This window comes from Streptomyces bugieae (genome assembly GCF_036352915.1).
Lineage (GTDB): Bacteria > Actinomycetota > Actinomycetes > Streptomycetales > Streptomycetaceae > Streptomyces > Streptomyces endophytica.
This window is the reverse complement of record NZ_JAZBJP010000037.1, coordinates 14,903-35,717: the sequence shown is the minus strand read 5'-3', so window position 1 is coordinate 35,717 and position 20,815 is coordinate 14,903. Positions and strand designations below refer to the sequence as shown.

At 71.9% G+C, this 20,815-nt stretch carries 21 protein-coding genes; 13 read left to right on the top strand and 8 right to left on the bottom strand.

Annotation, left to right across the window (positions count from 1 at the left end; genetic code table 11):
• Positions 1-98: 98 nt before the first annotated feature.
• The 3 genes from pstC to pstB are packed head-to-tail and all read left to right on the top strand — an operon-like array spanning position 99 to position 2,999.
• The gene (pstC, locus tag V2J85_RS34385) at positions 99-1,091 is read left to right on the top strand and encodes a phosphate ABC transporter permease subunit PstC (protein ID WP_261956308.1); all 993 of its coding nucleotides are present in this window, start codon (positions 99-101) and stop codon (positions 1,089-1,091) included.
• The gene (gene pstA / locus V2J85_RS34380; RefSeq protein ID WP_261956309.1) at positions 1,088-2,170 is read left to right on the top strand and encodes a phosphate ABC transporter permease PstA; all 1,083 of its coding nucleotides are present in this window, start codon (positions 1,088-1,090) and stop codon (positions 2,168-2,170) included. The genes pstC and pstA overlap by 4 nt, the downstream gene beginning before the upstream one ends.
• A 52-nt stretch (positions 2,171-2,222) precedes the next feature.
• On the top strand, positions 2,223-2,999 hold the full coding sequence (gene pstB, locus V2J85_RS34375) for a phosphate ABC transporter ATP-binding protein PstB (protein ID WP_261956310.1): 777 nt from the start codon (positions 2,223-2,225) through the stop codon (positions 2,997-2,999).
• Between the two features lie 156 nt (positions 3,000-3,155).
• Here the strand turns inward: pstB and V2J85_RS34370 are convergent, their stop codons facing one another.
• Both V2J85_RS34370 and V2J85_RS34365 read right to left on the bottom strand, forming a co-directional pair.
• On the bottom strand, positions 3,156-4,154 hold the full coding sequence (locus tag V2J85_RS34370; protein WP_261956311.1) for an inorganic phosphate transporter: 999 nt from the start codon (positions 4,152-4,154) through the stop codon (positions 3,156-3,158).
• Positions 4,155-4,164: 10 nt separating this feature from the next.
• On the bottom strand, positions 4,165-4,785 hold the full coding sequence (locus V2J85_RS34365) for a DUF47 domain-containing protein (RefSeq protein WP_030415904.1): 621 nt from the start codon (positions 4,783-4,785) through the stop codon (positions 4,165-4,167).
• 194 nt (positions 4,786-4,979) lie between these two features.
• On the opposite strand from V2J85_RS34365, the gene V2J85_RS34360 reads away from it, so the two are divergent.
• Complete coding sequence (locus tag V2J85_RS34360) at positions 4,980-5,396, top strand: metal-sensitive transcriptional regulator (RefSeq protein WP_261956312.1); 417 nt, start codon at positions 4,980-4,982, stop codon at positions 5,394-5,396.
• A 7-nt stretch (positions 5,397-5,403) separates the two neighbouring features.
• Here V2J85_RS34360 and V2J85_RS34355 read toward each other — a convergent pair whose 3' ends face one another.
• Together V2J85_RS34355 and V2J85_RS34350 are read right to left on the bottom strand one after the other, a co-directional pair.
• Positions 5,404-5,649: a hypothetical protein gene (locus tag V2J85_RS34355; RefSeq protein WP_330823744.1), complete on the bottom strand. Its 246-nt coding sequence runs from the start codon at positions 5,647-5,649 to the stop codon at positions 5,404-5,406.
• A 97-nt stretch (positions 5,650-5,746) separates the two neighbouring features.
• Positions 5,747-6,613, bottom strand: coding sequence for an SCO4651 family lipoprotein (locus tag V2J85_RS34350; protein ID WP_261956314.1), 867 nt, complete (start codon positions 6,611-6,613; stop codon positions 5,747-5,749).
• A gap of 173 nt (positions 6,614-6,786) precedes the next feature.
• Between V2J85_RS34350 and V2J85_RS34345 the strand changes: the two genes are divergently transcribed.
• Together V2J85_RS34345 and V2J85_RS34340 are read left to right on the top strand one after the other, a co-directional pair.
• Positions 6,787-6,966, top strand: a complete 180-nt coding sequence (locus tag V2J85_RS34345; protein ID WP_261956315.1) for a hypothetical protein — start codon at positions 6,787-6,789, stop codon at positions 6,964-6,966.
• A 146-nt stretch (positions 6,967-7,112) separates the two neighbouring features.
• Positions 7,113-8,720 carry an FAD-binding oxidoreductase gene (locus V2J85_RS34340; protein ID WP_330823743.1) on the top strand — a complete coding sequence of 536 codons (1,608 nt, stop codon included), beginning with the start codon at positions 7,113-7,115 and terminating at the stop codon, positions 8,718-8,720.
• A gap of 108 nt (positions 8,721-8,828) precedes the next feature.
• Here the strand turns inward: V2J85_RS34340 and V2J85_RS34335 are convergent, their stop codons facing one another.
• Both V2J85_RS34335 and V2J85_RS34330 read right to left on the bottom strand, forming a co-directional pair.
• Entirely contained in the window at positions 8,829-9,554 is a 726-nt protein-coding gene (locus tag V2J85_RS34335; protein WP_265361620.1) for a phosphatase PAP2 family protein, read from the bottom strand.
• A 204-nt stretch (positions 9,555-9,758) separates the two neighbouring features.
• Positions 9,759-10,760 (bottom strand): C40 family peptidase, encoded by a 1,002-nt coding sequence (locus tag V2J85_RS34330; protein WP_330823742.1) that lies wholly within the window; start codon positions 10,758-10,760, stop codon positions 9,759-9,761.
• Positions 10,761-10,952: 192 nt separating this feature from the next.
• Between V2J85_RS34330 and V2J85_RS34325 the strand changes: the two genes are divergently transcribed.
• The 7 genes from V2J85_RS34325 (at position 10,953) to V2J85_RS34295 (ending at position 19,205) form a co-directional block, all read left to right on the top strand.
• Positions 10,953-11,075, top strand: coding sequence for a hypothetical protein (locus V2J85_RS34325; RefSeq protein WP_261956319.1), 123 nt, complete (start codon positions 10,953-10,955; stop codon positions 11,073-11,075).
• 289 nt (positions 11,076-11,364) lie between these two features.
• Entirely contained in the window at positions 11,365-11,673 is a 309-nt protein-coding gene (locus V2J85_RS34320) for a hypothetical protein (protein WP_030415911.1), read from the top strand.
• 640 nt (positions 11,674-12,313) lie between these two features.
• Complete coding sequence (locus tag V2J85_RS34315) at positions 12,314-13,174, top strand: DUF8175 domain-containg protein (protein WP_330823741.1); 861 nt, start codon at positions 12,314-12,316, stop codon at positions 13,172-13,174.
• Positions 13,164-14,492, top strand: a complete 1,329-nt coding sequence (locus tag V2J85_RS34310; protein WP_330823740.1) for a hypothetical protein — start codon at positions 13,164-13,166, stop codon at positions 14,490-14,492. Before V2J85_RS34315 ends, V2J85_RS34310 begins: the two co-directional genes overlap by 11 nt.
• Positions 14,489-16,054 carry an SCO6880 family protein gene (locus tag V2J85_RS34305; RefSeq protein ID WP_261956322.1) on the top strand — a complete coding sequence of 522 codons (1,566 nt, stop codon included), beginning with the start codon at positions 14,489-14,491 and terminating at the stop codon, positions 16,052-16,054. The genes V2J85_RS34310 and V2J85_RS34305 overlap by 4 nt, the downstream gene beginning before the upstream one ends.
• 29 nt (positions 16,055-16,083) lie before the next feature.
• Positions 16,084-17,514, top strand: a complete 1,431-nt coding sequence (locus tag V2J85_RS34300) for an ATP-binding protein (RefSeq protein ID WP_261957498.1) — start codon at positions 16,084-16,086, stop codon at positions 17,512-17,514.
• Positions 17,515-17,675: 161 nt separating this feature from the next.
• On the top strand, positions 17,676-19,205 hold the full coding sequence (locus V2J85_RS34295) for a type VI secretion protein (protein WP_330823755.1): 1,530 nt from the start codon (positions 17,676-17,678) through the stop codon (positions 19,203-19,205).
• Here V2J85_RS34295 and V2J85_RS34290 read toward each other — a convergent pair.
• Both V2J85_RS34290 and V2J85_RS34285 read right to left on the bottom strand, forming a co-directional pair.
• The gene (locus tag V2J85_RS34290; RefSeq protein WP_261956323.1) at positions 19,095-19,991 is read right to left on the bottom strand and encodes a thioesterase II family protein; all 897 of its coding nucleotides are present in this window, start codon (positions 19,989-19,991) and stop codon (positions 19,095-19,097) included. The two genes, V2J85_RS34295 and V2J85_RS34290, sit on opposite strands and share 111 nt — an antisense overlap.
• Positions 19,981-20,811, bottom strand: a complete 831-nt coding sequence (locus tag V2J85_RS34285) for an SDR family NAD(P)-dependent oxidoreductase (RefSeq protein WP_330823739.1) — start codon at positions 20,809-20,811, stop codon at positions 19,981-19,983. Before V2J85_RS34285 ends, V2J85_RS34290 begins: the two co-directional genes overlap by 11 nt.
• Positions 20,812-20,815: the final 4 nt, after the last annotated feature.

Sequence of the window (20,815 nt, the reverse complement as noted above, 5' to 3'; positions counted from 1 at the left end):
CCGAGGGGGCCCTTTGACGAGGGCCCCCTTCGGGCCGCCGCCCGTCCGGTGCACCGCCGCGCCTGGAGTCCCCCGGGACTCCGCAGACCGGAGAATCCATGACTGCTTCTTCCATAGCCGACAACCCGCCACCACCCGGGGACGCGCGTCCGTCCGTCTCGGGCAAGGCGGTCCGCCCCGGTGACCGGATCTTCCTCGGGCTCTCCCGGGGCTCCGGCATCGCCCTGCTGGTGATCATGGCCGCCATCGCGGTCTTCCTCACCTACCGGTCCGTGCTCGCCATCTCCGGCGACAAGGCCGACTTCCTCACCACGTTCGACTGGAACGCCACCGGCACCGAGCCGAAGTTCGGCATCGCGGTGCTCGCCTTCGGCACGGTCGTCAGCTCGGTGATCGCCATGCTGATCGCGGTCCCGGTCGCCGTCGGCATCGCGCTGTTCATCTCGCACTACGCCCCGCGCAAGCTGGCCTCGCCGCTCGGCTACGTCATCGACCTGCTCGCCGCGGTGCCCAGCATCGTCTACGGCCTGTGGGGCGCGCTCTTCCTCGTCCCGCACCTGTCCGGCCTCTACGGCTGGCTGAACGACTACCTCGGCTGGACCGGGATCTTCAGCTACTCCCAGGGCGCCGCCCGCTCGCTGTTCACCGTCGGCATCCTGCTCGCGATCATGATCCTGCCGATCGTCACCAGCGTCAGCCGCGAGGTGTTCCTCCAGGTCCCGAGGATGCACGAGGAGGCCGCGCTGGCCCTCGGCGCCACCCGCTGGGAAGTCATCCGGATGGCGGTGCTCCCCTTCGGCCGCTCCGGCGTCATCAGCGCCTCCATGCTCGGCCTCGGCCGCGCCCTCGGCGAGACCATGGCCGTCGCCACGGTCCTCTCGCCCAGCTTCCTGATCAGCGCCAGCCTGCTCGACCCGGGCGGCGGCACGTTCGCGCAGAACATCGCCAGCAAGTTCAGCGAGGCCGACCAGTTCGGCCAGGACGCCCTGATCGCCTCCGGTCTCGTCCTCTTCGTGATCACGCTGCTCGTCAACGGCGCGGCCCGCCTGATCATCGCCCGCCGCAAGGAGTACTCGGGAGCCGCCGCATGAGCGTGATCACGGACCGCCGTACGGTCGCCAACGACCGCAATCCGCTCCCGGTCTCCCTCAAGCAGGCCCGGCTGCCCCGCTGGACCCCGCCGGTGCTCGCGCTGGTCGCGGCCGGCGCGGGCTGCGGCATCGGGCTGGCCGCCGGACTGGACAGCACCGTCCAGTGGGGCCTGATCGCCGTCCTGCTCTTCATCGCCGGCACCTTCGTGCTGTCCGCGGCCGTCGAGGGCGGCCGGCAGGCCAAGGACCGGCTGGCCACCAGCCTGGTCTGGGTCGCCTTCCTGCTCGCCGTCGTCCCGCTGGCCTCCCTGCTGTGGGAGACCGTCGCCCGCGGCAGCAAGGTCCTGGACGGCTACTTCCTGTCGCACTCGATGGGCACCCTGCCGGACGCCATGCCCGGCGGCGGCATCTACCACGCGATCATCGGCACCCTGGAGCAGGTCGGCCTGGCCACCCTGATCGCCGCGCCGGTCGGTCTGCTCACCGCGATCTACCTCGTCGAGTACGGCCGCGGCCGGCTCGCCCGGGCCGTCACCTTCTTCGTCGACGTGATGACCGGCATCCCGTCGATCGTCGCCGGCCTGTTCGTCCTGTCCGTGTGGATCCTGATCCTCGGCTTCGGCCCGTCCGGTTTCGCCGGGTCGATGGCGCTGGCCATCCTGATGATGCCGGTCGTGGTCCGCTCCACCGAGGAGATGCTCAAGCTCGTCCCGAACGAGCTGCGCGAGGCCTCGCTGGCCCTGGGCGTCCCCAAGTGGCGCACCATCCTCAAGGTCGTCCTGCCGACGTCGATCGGCGGCATCACCACCGGCGTGATGCTCGCCATCGCCCGCATCACCGGCGAGACCGCGCCGGTGCTGCTCCTGGTGTGGGGCGCGAAGACGATCAACAACAACCCCTTCGAAGACGCCCAGCAGTCGCTCCCGCTGTACGTGTTCCAGCAGTGGCAGCAGGGTTCCGAGGCCTCCTACGACCGCGCCTGGGCCGCGGCACTGGTCCTCATCGCCTTCGTCATGATCCTCAACCTGGTGGCCCGCGGCATCGCCCGCTGGAAGGCCCCCAAGCACGCCGGTCGCTGACGCGGCCCACCCAGCGACCAGACGTACCCCCGCGAAAGAAGCAGTGATTTCCATGGCCAAGCGAATCGACGTCAGCGGCCTCTCCGCGTACTACGGCGGCCACAAGGCCATCGACGACATCTCGATGACGATCGAGCCCCGCACGGTGACCGCCTTCATCGGCCCGTCCGGCTGCGGCAAGTCCACGTTCCTGCGCACCCTGAACCGGATGCACGAGGTCACCCCCGGCGGCCGCGTCGAGGGCAAGGTGCTGCTGGACGACGAGAACCTCTACGGCACCGGTGTGGACCCGGTCGCGGTCCGCCGCACCGTCGGCATGGTCTTCCAGCGCCCCAACCCGTTCCCCACGATGTCGATCTTCGACAACGTCGCGGCCGGGCTGCGGCTGAACGGCTCGTACAAGAAGAGCGAGCTCAAGGACATCGTCGAGAAGTCCCTCAAGGGCGCCAACCTCTGGAACGAGGTCAAGGACCGGCTGAACAAGCCCGGCTCGGGCCTGTCCGGCGGCCAGCAGCAGCGGCTGTGCATCGCCCGCGCGATAGCCGTCGAACCGCAGGTGCTGCTGATGGACGAGCCCTGCTCCGCCCTCGACCCGATCTCCACCCTCGCCATCGAGGACCTGATCGGCGAGCTGAAGGAGCGCTTCACGATCGTCATCGTGACGCACAACATGCAGCAGGCGGCGCGGGTCTCGGACCGTACGGCGTTCTTCAACCTCGCGGCGGTCGGCCAGCCCGGCAAGCTGATCGAGATCGACGAGACCGAGCGGATCTTCTCCAACCCGTCGGTGCAGGCCACGGAGGACTACATCTCCGGCCGCTTCGGCTAGGCCCCACCGGCCGGCCGCCCCAGAGACGTCCTGCGGTGCTGCATGGCGGTGCCACCGCAAGGCGAAGGGCCCGCCCCTCCTTCCCGGGGGGCGGGCCCACTGCGTGGTGATGGCCGGTGTGTTCTCCGGCCGGTGCGTCAGCCGAGGGCCGGTGCGTCAGCCGAAGGCCAACTGGATCAGCCAGAACGCGAGCGCCGCGACCAGCGCCGCCGCGGGCATCGTGATGAACCAGCCCATCACGATGTTCTTGGCGACGCCCCAGCGGACCGCGCGCGAGCCCTTGGTCGAGCCGACGCCCATGATCCCGGCCGTGATGACGTGGGTCGTGGAGATCGGCGCGTGGAACATGAACGACGCGGTGTACATGACCGACGCGGCGGTGGTCTCCGCGGCGAAGCCCTGCGGCGGGTCCAGCTCGATGATGCGGCGGCCGAGGGTGCGCATGATCCGCCAGCCGCCCGCGTACGTACCGAGCGACAGGGTGATCGCACAGGCCAGCTTGACCCAGATCGGGATGGCCGCGTTCTTGTCCTCGACGTCCGCGATGACCAGGGCCATCACGACCACGCCCATGGTCTTCTGCGCGTCCTGCAGGCCGTGCCCGAGCGCCATGCCGGCGGCCGAGACGGTCTGCGCTATGCGGAAGCCGCGCTTGGCCTTGTGCGGGTTGGACCGCCGGAACAGCCAGAGGATGACGACCATGACCAGGTAGCCGAGCACCAGGCCGATCACCGGCGAGATGAACATCGGCAGGACGACCTTCTCGATCACCCCGGACCAGATCACCTCGGTCCCGCCGGCCAGCGCGGCACCGACCATGCCGCCGAACAAGGCGTGCGAGGACGACGAGGGCAGACCGAAGTACCAGGTGACGAGGTTCCAGACCACCGCGCCGAGCAGCGCGGCGAACAGGATGCCCATCCCGTGGTTGCCGTGCGGGGTGGCGATCAGCCCTTCACTGACCGTCTTGGCGACGCCACTGCCCAGGAAGGCACCGGCGAGGTTCATCACCGCGGCCATCGCCAGGGCGGCCCGCGGGGTCAGCGCCCGGGTCGAGACCGAGGTCGCGATCGCGTTCGCCGAATCGTGGAAGCCGTTGGTGTAGGTGAAACCGAGCGCGACCGCAATGGTCACGATGAGCGCGAAGGTGTCCATGGCTGAGGGCTCAGGACTCCTTGACCGCGATGGTCTCGACAGTATTGGCGACGTGCTCGAACGCGTCCGCCGCCTCTTCCAGGATGTCCACGATCTGCTTGAGCTTGAGCACCTCGATGGCGTCGTACTTGCCGTTGAAGAGGTGCGCGAGCAGCTTGCGGTGGATCTGGTCGGCCTGGTTCTCCAGCCGGTTGACCTCGATCCAGTACTCGGTGAGGTTCGACATCGTCCGCAGGTTCGGCATCGCCTCGGCGGTCAGCTCCGCCGCCCGCGCCAGCACCTCGATCTGCTGCTCGATGCCCTTGGGCAGCTCCTCGACCTTGTACAGGACGACCAGGTCGACGGCCTCCTCCATGAAGTCCATGATGTCGTCGAGCGACGAGGCGAGGTTGTAGATGTCCTCGCGGTCGAACGGCGTGATGAACGAGGAGTTCAGCTGGTGGAAGATCGCGTGGGTCGCGTCATCTCCCGCATGCTCGGCAGCTCGCATCCGCTCGGAGATCTCGGTCCGCGCGGAGGCGTCCGCCCCGAGCAGTTCCATCAGGAGCTTCGAGCCCGTGACGATGTTGTCCGCGGAGGCGGCGAACATGTCGTAGAAGCTCGTCTCCCTGGGGGTCAGACGAAAACGCACGTGAAATCCTCGGGGTGCATCGGATTCGGTCGAGTTGATGCTAGGCGCATCATCCAGCCACTGCTAACCGGCATTCCTTCAGTGTCGCCCATCGGGCAGCATGCTCTGCACGGGGTACCACGAGTGCCCGCAAAGTTCGGTACCATATACCCACCAGGGGTATATAGATCGCCTAAATACCACGGGAGACGGCCATGACGACCACGGACGCCGACACCACCGGCCGCACCGCAGCCGCCGCGGCCGACCACCCCTCGCAGCCGGAAACCGACCCCCGAGGCACCACCCGCACCGTGACCGATACCGCAGAAACCTCCCCGGCCCACGGCGTCCACGGCTACGCACAGCAGAAGGACGCACACCTCAAGCGACTGCGCCGCATCGAGGGCCAGATCCGCGGACTGCAGCGGATGCTCGAGGAGGACGTCTACTGCATCGACATACTCACCCAGGTCTCGGCGAGCACGAAGGGCCTGCAGTCCTTCGGGCTCCAGCTCCTCGAGGAGCACCTGCGGCACTGCGTCGCCGACGCGGCGGTCAAGGGGCCCGAGGCCATCGACGCCAAGGTCCAGGAGGCCACCAAGGCCATCGAGCGGATGCTGCGGAGCTGACCGCGGACTATCCACGCCCCGCGGCACCGGACGGTTCGCCGCCGGCCCCGTCCCCGGCTCCGGCTCCGTCCGCCTCCACGTCCAGCACCTCGTCGATACGGTCCGGGCTGAGCCGGTCCTCGCTCGCAGCCGCCGCCGCGATCATCAACTCACCGGTCAGGTCGATCTCCACGAGGGCCACGGGGTCCTGGACCGTCGGATGGCGGTGGCCGGCCACGGACAACACCTCCTCCTCCGGGCGCCTCGCGCGCATGCGGTGGTACCGCCAGCGTAAGGACGGGCGCACACCGCGCGCATGGCACGGAAGGACCATTTCCGCTCCCGGCGACCGGCCCTGACGGGCGGGGCGCCTACGGAGTCGCGGAGGCGATCTTGCCGGCGTAGATGTCCCGGCGGTCCGGCAGGCGGACCACGACGGGCGTCCCGAATCCGGACAGTTCGGTGGTCGACGTCACCGATGCCCCCTTGGGCGCGCCATTGGCGAAATGGAAGCGTTCGCGCACCTTGCGCAGCCGGCCCGCCTCGTCCAGATACACATCGAACGGCACCGCGTGGGTGGTAAACCCTTTCTCCGCGGCGACCAGCGCCGGCCTGCTCCGCGCCGAGGCGGCCCGCGCGGCCACCGCGATGTCCGTGGTCCCGCGGTAGTGCCGCACCGGCACGCCGTCCAGCCGCTCCTCGCCCTGGTACGTCACCTGCCGTGCGCCGCGCAGCAGTTCCGCCGCGGCGAGCGGATCGGTGGCGCCGCCGGTGACGAGGTTGCCGTCGGTCAGCGCGGCGGTCTCCACCCGTACCCACTTGTCGGCGGGCACCCCGGCCCCGCGGTTCTTCATGTACAGCGCGCCGGGCGCGAGGATCTCGGTGATCGGCTGGCGGCCCTCGCCCGGCCGGTCCGCCGGGTCCGGGAGGACGACGACGAGCCGTCCGGTGGCGGTGGTGAAGTCGTAGCCGCCGGTGCCGCGGATGGCGACGCGGGTGCCGCCGCTGTCGGTCTCCATGGCCGTGCGGACCCGGGCCGAGCGGGCCCGGAGCAGGGCGTCGGCGCTGCCGCGGACCCGGGCGGCGGCCGCGGCGGCGGACCCGCCGGACGGCTCGTGGTCGTCGGCCACGGCGCCTTCGGAGGAACAGCCCGTCGTCAGCAGTCCGACCGCCAGACCCGTCCCGCACGCCAGGGCCACGGCGGCCGTCCGGCCGCCCCGCCTGTCCTGCACCACCATCGCGTACGAGCCCCCTCGGCCGCTGTCTTCGGGACCGGCCTGGCCGGCCGGTCCGCTCGGGAGGGTCCGACGTCCCGTCCGTGTGCGCCTGACGTTCCGTCGACCGATCCGTTCAACGACCGTTGCGGGGGCTCGTCACGCTGGCGACTTCCAAGGCGCGTAGCGTGGCGCGCGTGCCCGACCCAGCGCTGCATGCGACCTCCACCACCGAACGCGGTTCCTTCTGCACGGCCCGCTGCGCCTGCGGCTGGCGCGGACCGGCCCGGCGCGCCCGCTCCCAGGCGCGGACGGACGCGGAGCGGCACGTGTCGGAGGCCGGCGACGGGCCCCGCCCCGAACACCCCGTGGAATGAGGGAATCCGTTCCGGGAACCCCCAACGCCCCTGACGCATCTGCCTAGTGAGGGAAGCAACAGCGGTCCCGTGACCGCCCCGCGACGACCAGCCGGGCCACCGGCGGACGGGGCAGGACCGTTCGACATCGAGGGGGATCCATCCCAGTGAAGCGGCGCACACTCCTGCAGACCGGCGGCGGACTCGCGGCGACCTCGGTCGTCTGGGCCACCGGTTGCGACGACAAGAGCGGCGGGACGGGCGCGACCTCCTCCTCCGCCACGGCCGGCTCCGACGCGGTGCAGACCAATGCGGCCTCCGTACCCGCGCGGGTCGCCGCCGGCCGGGCCACCCCGGCCTCCTGGACGGCGCTCGGCAAGAGCCTGGACGGCAAGCTCGTCCGCGCCTCGGACGCCGCCTACGCGGCCGCCCGGCGGCTCTACAACACCCGCTACGACAGCCTGAAGCCGTCGGCGATCGCGTACGTCGAGCACCCGGCCGACGTCGCCGAATGCCTGGCGTTCGCCCGGCGGTACGACACCCAGGTCGCGATCCGCAGCGGCGGCCACTCCTACGCGGGCTGGTCCAGCGGCAACGGAAAGCTCATCATCGACGTCTCCGCGCTGGCGAAGGTGGGCGCGCCGTCCGGCGGCGTGACCCGCATCGGCGCCGGCGCCAAGCTCATCGACGTCTACCAGGGCCTGGCGGCGCACGGCGTGACGATACCCGGGGGCTCCTGCCCCACCGTCGGGATATCCGGGCTCACGCTCGGCGGCGGCCACGGCGTGGTCTCCCGGGCGTACGGGCTGACCTGCGACAGCCTGGTCGGCGCGACCGTCGTCACGGCGGACGGGAAGACCGTCGACTGCGACGCCAAGCAGCACGCGGACCTGTTCTGGGCGCTGCGCGGCGCCGGCAACGGCAACTTCGGCGTGGTCACCGAGCTGCGCTTCCGTACGCATCCGGCGCCGCGCGCGGTGATGGCGTACATGACCTGGCCGTGGGCCAAGGCGGCGAAGGTGGTCGCGTCCTGGCAGAAGTGGGGGCCGGTGCAGGCGGACGAGATATGGTCCGCCTGCCATCTCGACGCCCGGCCCGGCGGCACCCCGGCGGTGTCGGTGGCGGCGTTCTCCCTGGGGACGTACGGCGACCTGAAGAACGCCGTGGACCGGCTCGCCGACCAGGCGGGCGGCCCCGGCCCGGCGTCCACCGTGCACCTCACCCCGATCGGCTATCTGGACGCCATGGAGAGCTACGCGGGCTGCTCGTCGAAGACCTCCGCGCAGTGCCACATGCCGGGTTCGCTGCCCGGGCACACCGGCGGCGGCCAGCTGGGCCGCGAGACCTACGCGGCCCGTTCGCACTTCTTCGACCGCTCGCTGTCGGCGGCCGGCATCCGGACCCTGATGGACCAGATCGAGCGCGGCGGCCGCAAGGGCGTCGCCGGGAACGTGGCGCTGACCGCGCTGGGCGGGGCGATCAACCGCGTGGGCCGCACCGACACCGCGTTCGTGCACCGCGGATCGCGGTTCCTGGCCCAGTACTTGACGTCCTGGCCGGCGAGCGGCTCGCCCGGCACCCGCACAGCGTGGCTGGATTCCTTCCATGACGCGATGCGCCGGTACTCCTCGGGCGCCGCGTACCAGAACTACACCGACCCGAACCTGACGGACTGGAAGACCGCCTACTACGGGGCGGCCGCCGGACGGCTCGCCGAGGTCAAGAAGACCTACGACCCGCAGCGGCTGTTCAGCACCTTCCCGCAGGCGCTCTGAGCCCGCCGGCGGACATGCGGACGGCCCGGACCCCACGTGGGGGCCGGGCCGTCCGCATCCGCCAGGTCTTCGTTCCCTCGAAGGGGAGCCGGGCCGGTGGGCCGTCCGTCAGGCCGCCAGGTCCTTGTCCCGCTCCTTGGGGCCGCGCGGCAGCGCCGGTCCGGAGGCGACCACCCGGCTGCCCTCGCCGTCCTGGCCCGGACGGCCGTCCGCCGGCACCCCGGGCGCGCGGACCAGCCAGAACACCTTCGAGCGGCCGATCGCGGTGGTGAGCGGCACCAGCAGCGCCTGGGCGAGCGGCGCGAGCAGCAGGGCGACGGCGGTGCCCAGCGCGAAGCCGCCGATCACGTCGGTCGGGTAGTGGACGCCCATGTAGACGCGGCAGAAGCCCTCCGCGAGCGCCAGCGCGATGCCGATCAGGCCGTAGGTGCGGTGCGCGATGAACAGCCCGACGCCGACCGCCATGGTCAGCGTGGCGTGGTCGCTGACGAACGAGAAGTCGCTCTTGCCGGGGATCAGCACCGCCAGTCCGGCGTGGTCCTTGAACGGCCGGGGCCGCTCGACGAACTCGCGGATCGGGATGTTGGCCAGCAGCGCGATCCCGGCCGCCAGCGGGGCCCACACCAGGCCGGCGACGGAACCGGCGGCGCCCGGCCGGCGGCGCGCGGACCACCAGGCGATCAGGCACAGCACGGCGAGGGCGGCGATGATGCCGTACTCGCCGATGTACTCCATGGCCTTGTTGACCCAGTGGGGCGCGTCCTTCGCGAGGCCGTTGATGCCGTCGAGCACGTCGACGTCGGGGTTCGGCCCCTCGAATGCGAGTCCAGCCATCTACCGTGGCCCCTTATCTTTCGCGCGCGCGTGCGCCGTCCGTGTGCTGCCAACCCCCGTGGTCGTCGAGCGTGTGCTGCTGCGAGCTGCTACGTCCCCACGCCTAGGAAACGTGATGACCGCCCCGGTCGTTCCACTCTCCACCGGATGATCACCAGGACGTTATCGAAGCTTGACTCATCACCGCAGTTCAGGGCCCTATGTTCACGCAGCGTTCGCGGCGGGGAGCGCTTTTGCGCCATCCGAGGTGACGCGGGTCGCCCCGATGTAGTCCGGTGTGTCGATCTTGTCGAAGCGGATCACCGCCCCGGTGTAGGGCGCGTTGATCATGTACCCGCCACCGACGTAGATGCCCACGTGGTGGATCGAGCGCGGATCGTTCAGGTCGTACGCGAAGAACACCAGGTCCCCCGGGAGCAGCTCGCTGCGCTTCGGATGGGGCCCGGCGTTCCACTGGTCGTTCGCCACCCGCGGCAGCTCGATGCCCACCGAGTGGTACGCGGCCTTGGTCAGCCCGGAGCAGTCGAACCGCCCGCCCTGCGCGGCCGTGCCCGTCCCGCCCCACAGATACGGCCGGCCGAGCTTGTCCTGCGCGTAGTAGATGGCCCGGGCGGCCTGCCGGGACGGCGCCACCGGCCCGCGCGGCGCCTCGAAGCTCTTGGCCAGGGTCGTGATCGTCTTCACGTAGTTCTGGGTCTCGCGGTACGGCGGGACGCCGTTGTACTGGATGACGCGGTACGCACCGGCGTTGTAGGCGGCGAGCATGTTGTGCGTGGCGTCGCCCGGCGCCTTCTTCACGTAACTGGCCAGCTCGCAGTCGTACGAGGCGGCCGACGGGATGGCGTCCTCCGGGTCCCAGACGTCCTTCTTCCCGTCACCGTTGCCGTCGATCCCGTGCGTCTGCCAGGTGCCCGGGATGAACTGCGCCATGCCCTGCGCGGCCGCCGGGCTCTGCGCCTTGGGGTTCCACCCGCTCTCCTGATAGAGCTGCGCCGCCAGCAGCGCGGGGCTTATGGCCGGGCAGAGCGTGCCCCACTTCTGCACCAGGTCCTGGTACGCGGCCGGCACCGCGCCCTTGGCCAGCCCGAGCGCCCGCCCGCCGGCCCCGGCCAGCCCGGCCGCCGCCACGTACGTACCGATCACGAGCAGCCCGAGCAGGAGCACCAGCCCCGTCCCGAGCCCACCGGCCACCCAGAATTTCCGCACCCCCCAACCCTCCCCCATTCAGGCCCGGTTCACTGCCTTTTTCCGGCCGTGCGGTGCGCGTCGCGCGTCACACCGGCGGCGCAGGGGGCGCGCCGCCCCGGACGCGATCCCGCTCACATCCGCCCCGCGCGGCGCCCCGTGCACCGCCGGATGAGCGACACTGCACGGGACACCCGAACCAGGACGAGAGCCATGGACCCGAACGATCAGCGGCAGATGAACCGTCACCTGTGGTGGCGGGTGGCGTACTTCCTGTTCGCGATCCACCTGGTGGCCCTCGTCATGGTCTTCGCCATGACGCACGCGCCGAAGTAGCCGGAGCAGCCGTCCGCGGCACCTCCCCGCCGCACCGATGATCATTGCTCACGGTTATCCCCCGTGATACACACAGTGAGACCCGTCGGCTCAATGGGTGGCCCGCACCCGCACGTACACGCCACCCTCATGGGATCCGTCGAAGAAAGGCGTCAAGTCGACTTCTGACGGCGTCTTTGTCAGCGAAGATAGAGGGCGAAGAGAACGGCCGACCTGCGCCGGCCGGCGCAGCGGCATCATCAACGACCCATAAGGGGCGGTGAGTTCACACATGGCGCAGATGTCACACATGGTCCTTGCAGCCGAAAAGGGCGACATCACCACCATCATCGGCGGAATCGCCCCGGACTGGGGCCCGTTCGGAAGCCTGGGCAACGAGGCCCGCGTGATGGTCGAAGTGGTCATGGCGGTGGCGATCCTGCTGTGCCTCGGCATCGCGATCTGGGGCGCCGCCAAACAGCGCATCGGCGCCACCGCGCTGCGCGACACCTTCAGCGCCGAACAGGGCAAGGGCCTGATCGTGGCCGGCCTGACCGGCGTCTTCATCATCGGCTCGCTGGGGACGCTGTTCACCATCGTGTACGGAATGGCGGTGTAGGGCCGGGCGGGGCGGGTCGAGATCCGGGCGGGGCGGAATCCGGGCGGGGCAGGCGCGGTCCGAGGCCGGAACGGCGCGACACCGAGGCCGGAACGGTCCGATTTCGAGGCCGGAACGGTCCGATACCGAGACCGGAACGGTCCGATACCGCCGCCCCTGGGCGCACCCGGGCAGGCGTCCGTCCCCGCGCCGCACCCCCTGCGCCCCCGCCTGTCCTCCCTCCGCCGTCCCGTGCCCCCGCCCGCTCCCATCCGGCCACCCCTCCCCCGCGAAGGCCCCCTGTGAAGGCCCCATGCTGACGCCCACTCACCCCGGTCCGCCGGGCCCGCCGCGGGCCCTTCGCACCCCCGCCACCAGCGGGCCGATTGGGCTGCCCGTCGGGCGGGGACAGGTGGATCCGGGGGAAGGAAGGCCCGAAAAGGCGCAAGAGGGCGACGGCCGAGGCGGAGCGAGGCGATGAGTACAAATAACCCACAGTCCCCCATTCGCCTCCGCGGCACCGCATCTGAGGAACCGTCACCGTGAGATCTACTCGTATCCCCGCGCCCGAGCTGCCGCCCGCGCGGCTACGGTCATATGTGGGCGGCACAACGACGGCACGGCAGGCGACGGCGCCAGAGGCAGAGGGGGCACAGGGGCGATGAGTCTCAGCGACGACGGAGGCTACGGCGGCGACGGCCACCGCGGCCCCGAGACGGGCCAGACCCGCACCAGACTTCCCGACAGCGGCGCCGACCCCTACGGCCCGGGACGGCGGCCCCGGAGCGGACTGTCCAGCCGCAACCTCATCACGGTCGTCGGCGTGATCGTCCTGCTCCTCGCGGCCATCGCCTTCGCCAACCGCGGCGACAGCGGCAGCACCGGCTCCGACACCTCCGGCGACTCCCCCAAGAACGCCCCCGGCCCCGCCCGCCCCACCACCCCCACCGGCACCAAGCCCGTCACCACGAAGAACGGCGGCATCGCCGCGGGCTTCCCCAAGACGGAACAGGGGGCGCAGTCGGCGGCGGCGAATTATGTGGTGGCGCTGAGCGGCAGCGAGATGTACGCGTCGGACCGGCGTGACGCGATCGTCGATGCCGTCTACACCCCCGCAGCCGCCGCGGCCCGCAAGGCGAGCCTGCGCAAGGTCTACACGGACCCGAAGTTCCTCGGCCGCATCGGCCTCAAGGCGAACGGCACCGCGCCGGACGGAATGGCCTTCGTCTCCCGGGCGAACCCGGTCGGCACGAAGACGGAGAAGTTCAAGGACACCACCGCCGAGGTCGCGGTCTGGTACTCCCTCCTGTTCGGCATCGCCGGGCAGGGCTCCCAGAATCCGGTCGCGGAGAGCTGGTACACGTCCACGATGCAGCTCCAGTGGGTCAACGGGGACTGGAAGATCGCCGGTTTCACACAGAAGGCCGGGCCGGCTCCGGTCGGCGGCGACCAGGCCGCCGCGACGGCCCAGGACATGTCCAAGGCGGTCCAAGGGTTCGGAGGGCTCACCTATGCGAGGTAACAACCGACGCCGGGCCCTCGCGGTCACCTCGGCGCTGATCGGGCTGCAGGCCACCCTGGTGGTCCTCTCTGCCCGCGCGTTCGCGGCGCCGACACCGAAGCCCAGCGAAGGCGCCTGCGGTCTGCTCACGGCCAAGGCCAAGGAGCTCTGCGAGCAGCGCTCGGGCGGAAGCAAGACGACCGACCCGGGGGGCGGTGGCCTCACCGATTCCAACCCCCTCGACCCCCTCGAATCCCTCGCCAAAGGCTGTGCCAAAGCCGCCGCGTGGATCGTGAACAAGCTCTCCGAGGCCGTGAGCGCCACTTCGCAGGTGGACTTCACGAACGCGGCGTTCCTGCGGCAGTACGCCGTCGTGTTCGCCGCGTCCACCGTGCTCACGCTCGTGCTGTGGCTGCTCGCCGTGGCCAAGCGGGCGGTGCGGGGGGTGCGGCTGACCGAGGCGATCAGTGAGGCGGTCGGGTTCCTGTGGCTGACCGTGCTGGCGTCGGCGTTCACGCCGTTGATCCTGTACACCGTCGTGTCGGCGACCGACGGGGTGACCGCGATCATCGCGAAGGGGACGGGAGCGCAGACCGACACCTTCTTCGGGTCGTTCTCGCAGGCGCTCACCAAGGGCACCGACATCGGCGGCGGGCCGATCATGCTGATCGTGGTCAGCCTGGTCTCCGTGCTGGCCGCCGGTGTGCTGTGGCTGGAGCTGGTGATCCGGGCCGCGCTGCTGTACGTCGGGGCGCTGCTCGGGACGGTGGTGTACGCCGGGCTGGTCGACAAGAACATGTGGGGGCACGTGCGCCGCTGGGCGGGCATCATGATCGCGGTGATCATGGTGAAGCCGGTGATCGTGATCGTGCTGGGCATCGCCGGGGCGCTCTCCGGCGACAAGGGCCCGAACGCCATCTCGGCGGTGGTGTCCGGTCTCGCCATCATCCTGCTGGCGATCTTCGCGAGCGCGGTGATCTACCGGTTCGTCCCGGGGTTCGGCGACGAGATCGCCGCCTCGCGGAACAACCGGATGAGCCGGGGCGCGGAGAACGCCGCCGCCGCGGTGCTCAGCTCCCCCGCCGCGCTGGTCTCGCAGGGCATCAAGACGCACAGCACCCGCCGCTCCGGCGGGGACGGCGGCGGCCAGCCGCAGGGCGCGCAGGGCAGCCAGTCCCGGCCGGCCGACGCGGTCTCCGGCGGCGTCGCCGCGCACAGCTCCCGCACCGGCGGCGGCCGCGGCCCGTCCCCCGCCGCCCCCGCTCCCCGTACGAATCCCGGCCCCGGCCCGAGCAGCAGCGCCCGCACCGGCAAGACAGCAGGAGGTGACGGGCGTTGAGCACCCAGTCCCACCCGGTCGCACCCCGCCGTACGTATCTGATCGGCCGCGCCCGGCCGAACGCGATCGTCGGCAAGAACCGCGAGACCGGCGAGATCGCGCTGATCATCGCGGGCGCGTTCCTCGGCATGATGTGCGGGCTGTTGGTGCCCATGCTGCCGCTGCGGATCGTGAGCCTCACCGGCTTCCCGATGCTGGGCCTGGCCGCGGTCTACGTCCCGTACAAGGGCCGCACGTTCTACCGGTGGTTCGAGATCCGGCGCAGTTTCCGGCGCACGGTCCGCAAGGGCGGCGCGGTCTACCGTTCCGGCGCGGCGGAGGCCGGCACCCGGCTGGACGGCCGCGAGGTGGAGATCGGCCCGCCGCCCGGCATCGGCCGGATCAACTGGCTCAGCGCGCCGTTCGGCCCGGACGAGATCGCGGTGCTGCTGCACGCCGACCGGCGGACGGTGACCGCCGCCATCGAGATCGAGGGCCCGGGCGTCGGGCTGCGGGACAGCGAGGACCAGGAGGCGCTGGTCGACCGGTTCGGGACGCTGCTGAAGCACGTGGCCAACGGCGACGGCTTCGTGACGCGGCTGCAGATGCTGGCGCGGACCCTCCCGGCCGACCCGGACGCGCACGCCAAGGACGTCGCCCAGCGGGGCGACCGGACGTCCCCGCAGTGGCTGCGGGACTCCTACGACCAGCTGCAGTCGATGGTGTCGACGAGCAGTGAGCAGCACCGCGCGTACCTCGTGGCCTGTATGCACTACACCCGCGAGCTGGCCTCCGAGGCGCACACCATGGCGCGGGCCGCCCGGATGCACCAGGGCGGGCTGCTGCGCAAGAAGCTCGACCGGGACGCCGGGCTCGCGGTGGTGATGGCCCGTGAGCTGACCGACATCTGCGCCCGGCTCGCCGAGGCCGACATCCGGGTCCGCCAGCCGCTCGGCCAGGCCCGGCTGGCGTCCCTGGTGCACTCGATGTACGACCCGGACCACCCCATCGACCACATCCAGGCGATGAGCAAGCGCAACGCCTGGCCGGCCGAGCTCGACGCGATGGAGCCGACGTACCTGCAGGCGAAGACCCGGGAGTCGTCGACCCGGGCGCCCTGGTGCCACGCCACCGCCTGGATCAAGGAGTGGCCGCTGACCCCGGTGGGCGTCAACTTCCTCGCCCCGCTGCTGGTCCACACCCCGGACGTGATCCGTACGGTCGCGGTCTGCATGGACCTGGAGCCCACCGAGGTCGCCATCGAGCGGATGCTGACGGAGAAGACCAATGACGACGCCGAGGCGAGCCGCGCGGCGAAGATGAACCGGGTGGTCGACCCGCGGGACGTCGCCCACCACGGCCGCGTCGACCAGCGCGGCGAGGACCTGGCGTCCGGCGCGGCCGGCGTCAACCTCGTCGGCTACCTCACCGTCTCGTCCCGGTCACCGGAGGCACTGGCCCGGGACAAGCGGACCATCCGGGCCTCGGCCGGCAAGTCGTACCTCAAGCTGGAGTGGTGCGACCGGGAGCACCACCGGGCGTTCGTCAACACCCTGCCGTTCGCGACCGGGATCCGCCGCTAAAGCCGCTGGGAGGCGCGTACGTCATGGCCATGCTCGATCCGCTCGGAGCGCTCACCGAGGCGTTCACCAGCTTCCTGTTCGGGAAGGTGGAGACGACACGGCTGCCGGTACGCACCTCCACCGGACAGGCCCAGGCGGTCTATCTGCCCACCGCCGCGCCCGGCCTCGGCGACTCCGGCGTGATCATCGGCCGTGAGGTCTACAGCGGCAAGGGCTACATCTACGACCCGTTCCAGCTGTACGGCCAGCAGCTGCCGGCCCCGCACTGGCTCGTGCTCGGCGAGTCCGGCAACGGCAAGTCCGCACTGGAGAAGACGTACGTACTGCGGCAGCTGAGGTTCCGGGACCGGCAGGTCGTGGTGCTCGACGCGCAGGGCGAGGACGGCGTCGGCGAGTGGAACCTCATCGCCCAGGAGCTGGGGATAACTCCCATCCGGCTGGACCCGACCGCCGCGCTCAACGGCGGCATCCGGCTCAACCCGCTCGATCCGTCGATCACCACCACCGGCCAGCTGGCCCTGCTGCGGACGATCATCGAGGTCGCGATGGGCCACGGCCTCGACGAGCGGGCCGGCTTCGCCCTCAAGGTCGCCCATGCGTACGTCAACGAGACGATCACCGACCGGCAGCCGGTGCTGACGGACATCGTCGAGCAGCTGCGGCACCCGGAGGCCGAGTCGGCCGAGGCGATGAACGTCGACATAGACGACGTGCGGGCCTGGGGCCTGGACGTGGCGTTGGTGCTGGACCGGCTGGTCGACGGTGACCTGCGCGGCATGTTCGACGGGCCGACGTCGGCGGGCATCGACCTGGACGCCCCGCTGATCGTCTTCGACCTCTCGCACATCGACCGCAACTCCATCGCGATGCCGATCCTGATGGCGATCGTCGGCGTCTGGCTGGAGCACACCTGGATCCGCCCTGACCGGAAGAAACGCATCTTTCTGGTCGAGGAGGCCTGGCACATCATCAACTCCCCGTTCGTCGCCCAGCTCTTCCAGCGGCTGCTGAAGTTCGGCCGCCGGCTGGGCCTGTCGTTCGTGGCGGTCGTCCACCACCTGTCGGACGTGGTGGACGGGGCGGCCGCGCGGGAGGCCGCGGCGATCCTGAAGATGGCCTCGACCCGGACCATCTACGCGCAGAAGGCCGACGAGGCGCGGGCCACCGGCCGGGTGCTGGGCCTGCCGCGCTGGGCCGTGGAGATCATCCCGACCCTCACGCCCGGCATCGCGGTCTGGGACGTCAACGGCAACGTCCAGGTCGTCAAGCACCTCATCACGGAGGCCGAACGGCCGCTGGTCTACACCGACCGGGCGATGACCGAGTCGTCCCCGCTGCCGGCGGACGACGACACCCGGGCCGCACTCAACGCGGCGGCGGACGCGGAGGCCGAGGCGCGCGCCGAGGCGATGGCGATGGAGCGCCGGTGGAGAGACGAGTCGAGCGAGACGGTGGCGTGAGGCGCGGATACGACGACGGGCCCTACGACGGCCGGCACGGCGAACGGTACGGCGAACGGTACGACGACCGGCGGGACGACGACCGGGACGGGTGGTACGGAGGTCCGCACCGCCCGGACCGCCCGCACCCCCGCGACCGGCCCGGCGGCCGGGGGCGGGGCATTCCGGACTCCCTGCTGGTCGGGCTGCTCGCCTTCCTGCTGGGCCTGACCCTGCTGGTGTGGACGGCGACCGGGCTGGCCGGGCTGTTCGCGCACGGCGCCTGGCCGGCGGGCGTCGACTACTCCGGTACGCCGCTGGCCCTGCGCCATCTGGTGTCCGCGCCGCACGACATGGCCGCCGCCTGGCCGGGCACCCCCAAGGGCCAGCTCTCCGGGTACGGCCTGTTCTGGGGCATCCTCATCGGCGAGCTGATGGTCCTGCTGGTCCTGACGATCTTCGCGATGGGGACGGTCACCCGCTACCGCGCCGTACGGGCCGCCCGCCGCGCCAAGTCCCGGGCGTCGGCACGGGCGGCGCGGGCGGGGCTCGCCGAGGACGCACCGGCCGAGCCGGCCGCGGCGGCCGCACCGGCGACGCCGGCCGCCCCCGTCGCCCAGCCCGTACCGGCCGCCCCGGAAGCCCCGGCCGTACCGGACGCGCAGGCCGTTCCCGGGACGCCGGCCGATGCCGCCGCCACCGCCCCGTCCGGCCCCGTCCCCGAGCAGCGCACCGCGTCCCCGGGCGCGCCCGGGGCGGTCGCCGCGCCCGGTGAACCGGCGCTGCCCCGCGTCGAGTTCACCGCCGACCGGGCCGCCGCGCGGGCCGCCGCCACCACCGTCGCGGCCGCCGCCCCCGGCGCGCTGATCGTGGCCACCACGGACCCCGCGCTGTGGGCCGGGACCAAGGACGCCCGGGCCAAGCTCGGCCCGCTGCTGACCTACGACCCCACGCACCGCCTCGACACCCCGGCCCGGATGCGCTGGTCCCCCACCGCCGGCTGCGAGGACCTCGCCACCGCGGCCGCCCGCGCCGCCGCCCTGCTGGCCCCCGTACGCCCCACCAGCTCGCTGGACTCGGCGCTCGCGGACGCCGCGGAGACGCTGTTGCGCTGCTGGCTGCACGCCGCCGCGGTGGACGGCCGGCCGTTCCGGCAGCTGCACCGCTGGGCGCACGCCGCGGGCGGTGCGCAGGAGCCGGTGCGGATCCTGCGGACCAGCGCCCAGGCGTCCGCCGGGCAGGCCGGTGAGCTGGAGTCGGTGCTCACCGCGCACGCCGAACGCCGGGAGGCGGCCAAGGAGTTGGTCGGGCGGGCGCTGGCCGCGCTGTCGTCGATCCACATCCGGGACGCCTGCAATCCGCTGCGCGCGGATTCGCTCCTTCTCGAATCATTCATCGACGAAGGGGGAACGCTCTACGTGGTAGGCGAGCCCGTCGAGGATCCGCGTACCGACCCGGGTGCGATGCCGCTGCTCACCGCACTCCTCTCGCACGTGGTCGAGCACGGCCGCCGCATGGCCGAACGGTCATCCGACGGTCGGCTCGACCCACCACTCACCCTCGTCCTGGACGACATCGCGGCCCTCGCGCCGCTGCCCGCGCTACCCGACCTGCTGGAGGCGGGCCGGACGCGCGGCCTGTTGACGCTCGCCACCCTGCGCTCCGCGGAGCAGGCCCGGGCCCGCTGGCCGCACCGCTCCCTGCCGGTCTGAGGCCGCCCGGTCCGGTGCCGCGACGACGGCCCGCGCCAGGTCCGGCCAGTGCCGGGTCAGGTAGAAGTGGTCGCCGCCCGGGAAGACCCGCAGCCGGAAGTCCCCGGCGGTGTGCGCCCGCCAGGCCGCCGCGTCGTCCACCGCCACCAGCGGGTCGGCGTCCCCGACCAGCGCGGTGAGGGGGGTGTCGAGCGGCGGTCCGGGCCGGTGCCGGTAGGTCTCGACGGCCTTGTAGTCGCTGCGGACCACGGGCAGCGCCATGGCCAGCAGTTCCCGGTCGTCCAGCACCCGGGGGTCGGTGCCCCGGGTGCGGCGGATCTCCTCGATCAGCCCGTCGTCGTCCCGCAGGTGGACGGTGCCGCCGCGGACCCGGGAGGGCGCCCAGGCGCCGGAGACGACGAGTCGCAGCGGGCGGCCGGCGCCCGTCCCCTCCAGCAGCCGGGTCACCTCGTAGGCGATCAGCGCGCCCATGCTGTGCCCGAGCAGGACCAGGGGCTGCCGGCCGGTGAGCGGCAGCAGTCCGCGGAAGGCCCGGGCCGCCAGTTCGCGCAGGTCCTCCAGGCGCTCCTCGTGGAGGCGGTCGTGGCGGCCCGGGTAGCGCACCGCCAGCACCTCGTACGGGCCGGCCCCCTCCTCGGCGGCGGCCGCCGCCACCGCCTTGGCGAGCGGCCGGAACGCGGCCGCGCCGCCGCCGGCGTGCGGGAAGCACACCACCCGGGCGGCCGGCGGCGCCCCGTCCGCGGCCGGCGCCGGGCCCAGTCTGCGCAGCCACCGGCTACATTCCACGGGTGTAGCCCCCGTCGACGGTCAGGCTCTGCGCGGTGATCGCCGCCGCCCGGCCGGACACCAGGAACCCGATCAGCTCCGCGGCCTCCCGCGCCTCGACCAGCCGGCGCAGCGGGATGCCCTTGCGGGCCTGGCGCAGCATCCGGGCCGGGTCGGCGCCGATCTCGTCGGCCTGCGCGGCGAGTTCGCGGCGCAGCATGGGCGTGTCGATCCAGCCGGGCAGGACGGCGTTGACCGTGATGCCGCGGGCCGCGAGGTCCAGGGCGAGGCCCTTGGTGTAGCCGATCAGGCCGTGCTTGGAGGCGCAGTAGGCGGTGTTCCGCATCTTGCCTGCCTTGCCGAGGATCGACGAGACGTTGACGATCCGCCCGTGGTCGACGAGGTATTCCAGGCAGGCCGCGGTGACCGCGAAGGTGCCGTGCAGGTTGATGTCCAGCACCCGCAGCCAGGTGGTCTCGTCGTCGGGCCCGTTCTCGTCGGCCACGCCGGCGTTGTTGACGAGGATGTCGAGGGTGCCGGCGGCCCGCAGTTCGGCGCGGAGCCGGCCGCGGACCAGTTCCCGGTCGCGCAGGTCCGCGGCGACGGCCACGGCGGTGGCGCCCAGGCCGGCGGCCTCCTTGACGACCGTCTCCAGCTGCCCGGCGTCCCGGTCGAGGAGGATCAGCCGGGCGGCGCCGGCCTCCGCCAGCAGCAGGGCCGTCTCCCGGCCGATGCCCTGGGCCGCGCCGGTCACCACGGCCGTCTTCCCGGCCAGTTCGCCGGGCGCGGGACCGCCGCCCGGCACGCCCGGAACCCCGGGCGTTGTCACGTCATCGGTCATGGTC

Bases quoted from the DNA above. Each gene is read 5' to 3' on its own strand.
- pstC (WP_261956308.1), top strand. From the start codon at position 99: ATGACTGCTTCTTCCATAGCCGACAACCCGCCACCACCCGGGGACGCG.
- pstA (WP_261956309.1), top strand. From the start codon at position 1,088: ATGAGCGTGATCACGGACCGCCGTACGGTCGCCAACGACCGCAATCCG.
- pstB (WP_261956310.1), top strand. From the start codon at position 2,223: ATGGCCAAGCGAATCGACGTCAGCGGCCTCTCCGCGTACTACGGCGGC.
- V2J85_RS34370 (WP_261956311.1), bottom strand. From the start codon at position 4,154: ATGGACACCTTCGCGCTCATCGTGACCATTGCGGTCGCGCTCGGTTTC.
- V2J85_RS34360 (WP_261956312.1), top strand. From the start codon at position 4,980: ATGACGACCACGGACGCCGACACCACCGGCCGCACCGCAGCCGCCGCG.
- V2J85_RS34355 (WP_330823744.1), bottom strand. From the start codon at position 5,649: ATGCGCGCGAGGCGCCCGGAGGAGGAGGTGTTGTCCGTGGCCGGCCAC.
- V2J85_RS34350 (WP_261956314.1), bottom strand. From the start codon at position 6,613: ATGGTGGTGCAGGACAGGCGGGGCGGCCGGACGGCCGCCGTGGCCCTG.
- V2J85_RS34335 (WP_265361620.1), bottom strand. From the start codon at position 9,554: ATGGCTGGACTCGCATTCGAGGGGCCGAACCCCGACGTCGACGTGCTC.
- V2J85_RS34325 (WP_261956319.1), top strand. From the start codon at position 10,953: ATGGACCCGAACGATCAGCGGCAGATGAACCGTCACCTGTGGTGGCGG.
- V2J85_RS34320 (WP_030415911.1), top strand. From the start codon at position 11,365: ATGGTCCTTGCAGCCGAAAAGGGCGACATCACCACCATCATCGGCGGA.
- V2J85_RS34315 (WP_330823741.1), top strand. From the start codon at position 12,314: ATGAGTCTCAGCGACGACGGAGGCTACGGCGGCGACGGCCACCGCGGC.
- V2J85_RS34310 (WP_330823740.1), top strand. From the start codon at position 13,164: ATGCGAGGTAACAACCGACGCCGGGCCCTCGCGGTCACCTCGGCGCTG.
- V2J85_RS34300 (WP_261957498.1), top strand. From the start codon at position 16,084: ATGCTCGATCCGCTCGGAGCGCTCACCGAGGCGTTCACCAGCTTCCTG.
- V2J85_RS34285 (WP_330823739.1), bottom strand. From the start codon at position 20,811: ATGACCGATGACGTGACAACGCCCGGGGTTCCGGGCGTGCCGGGCGGC.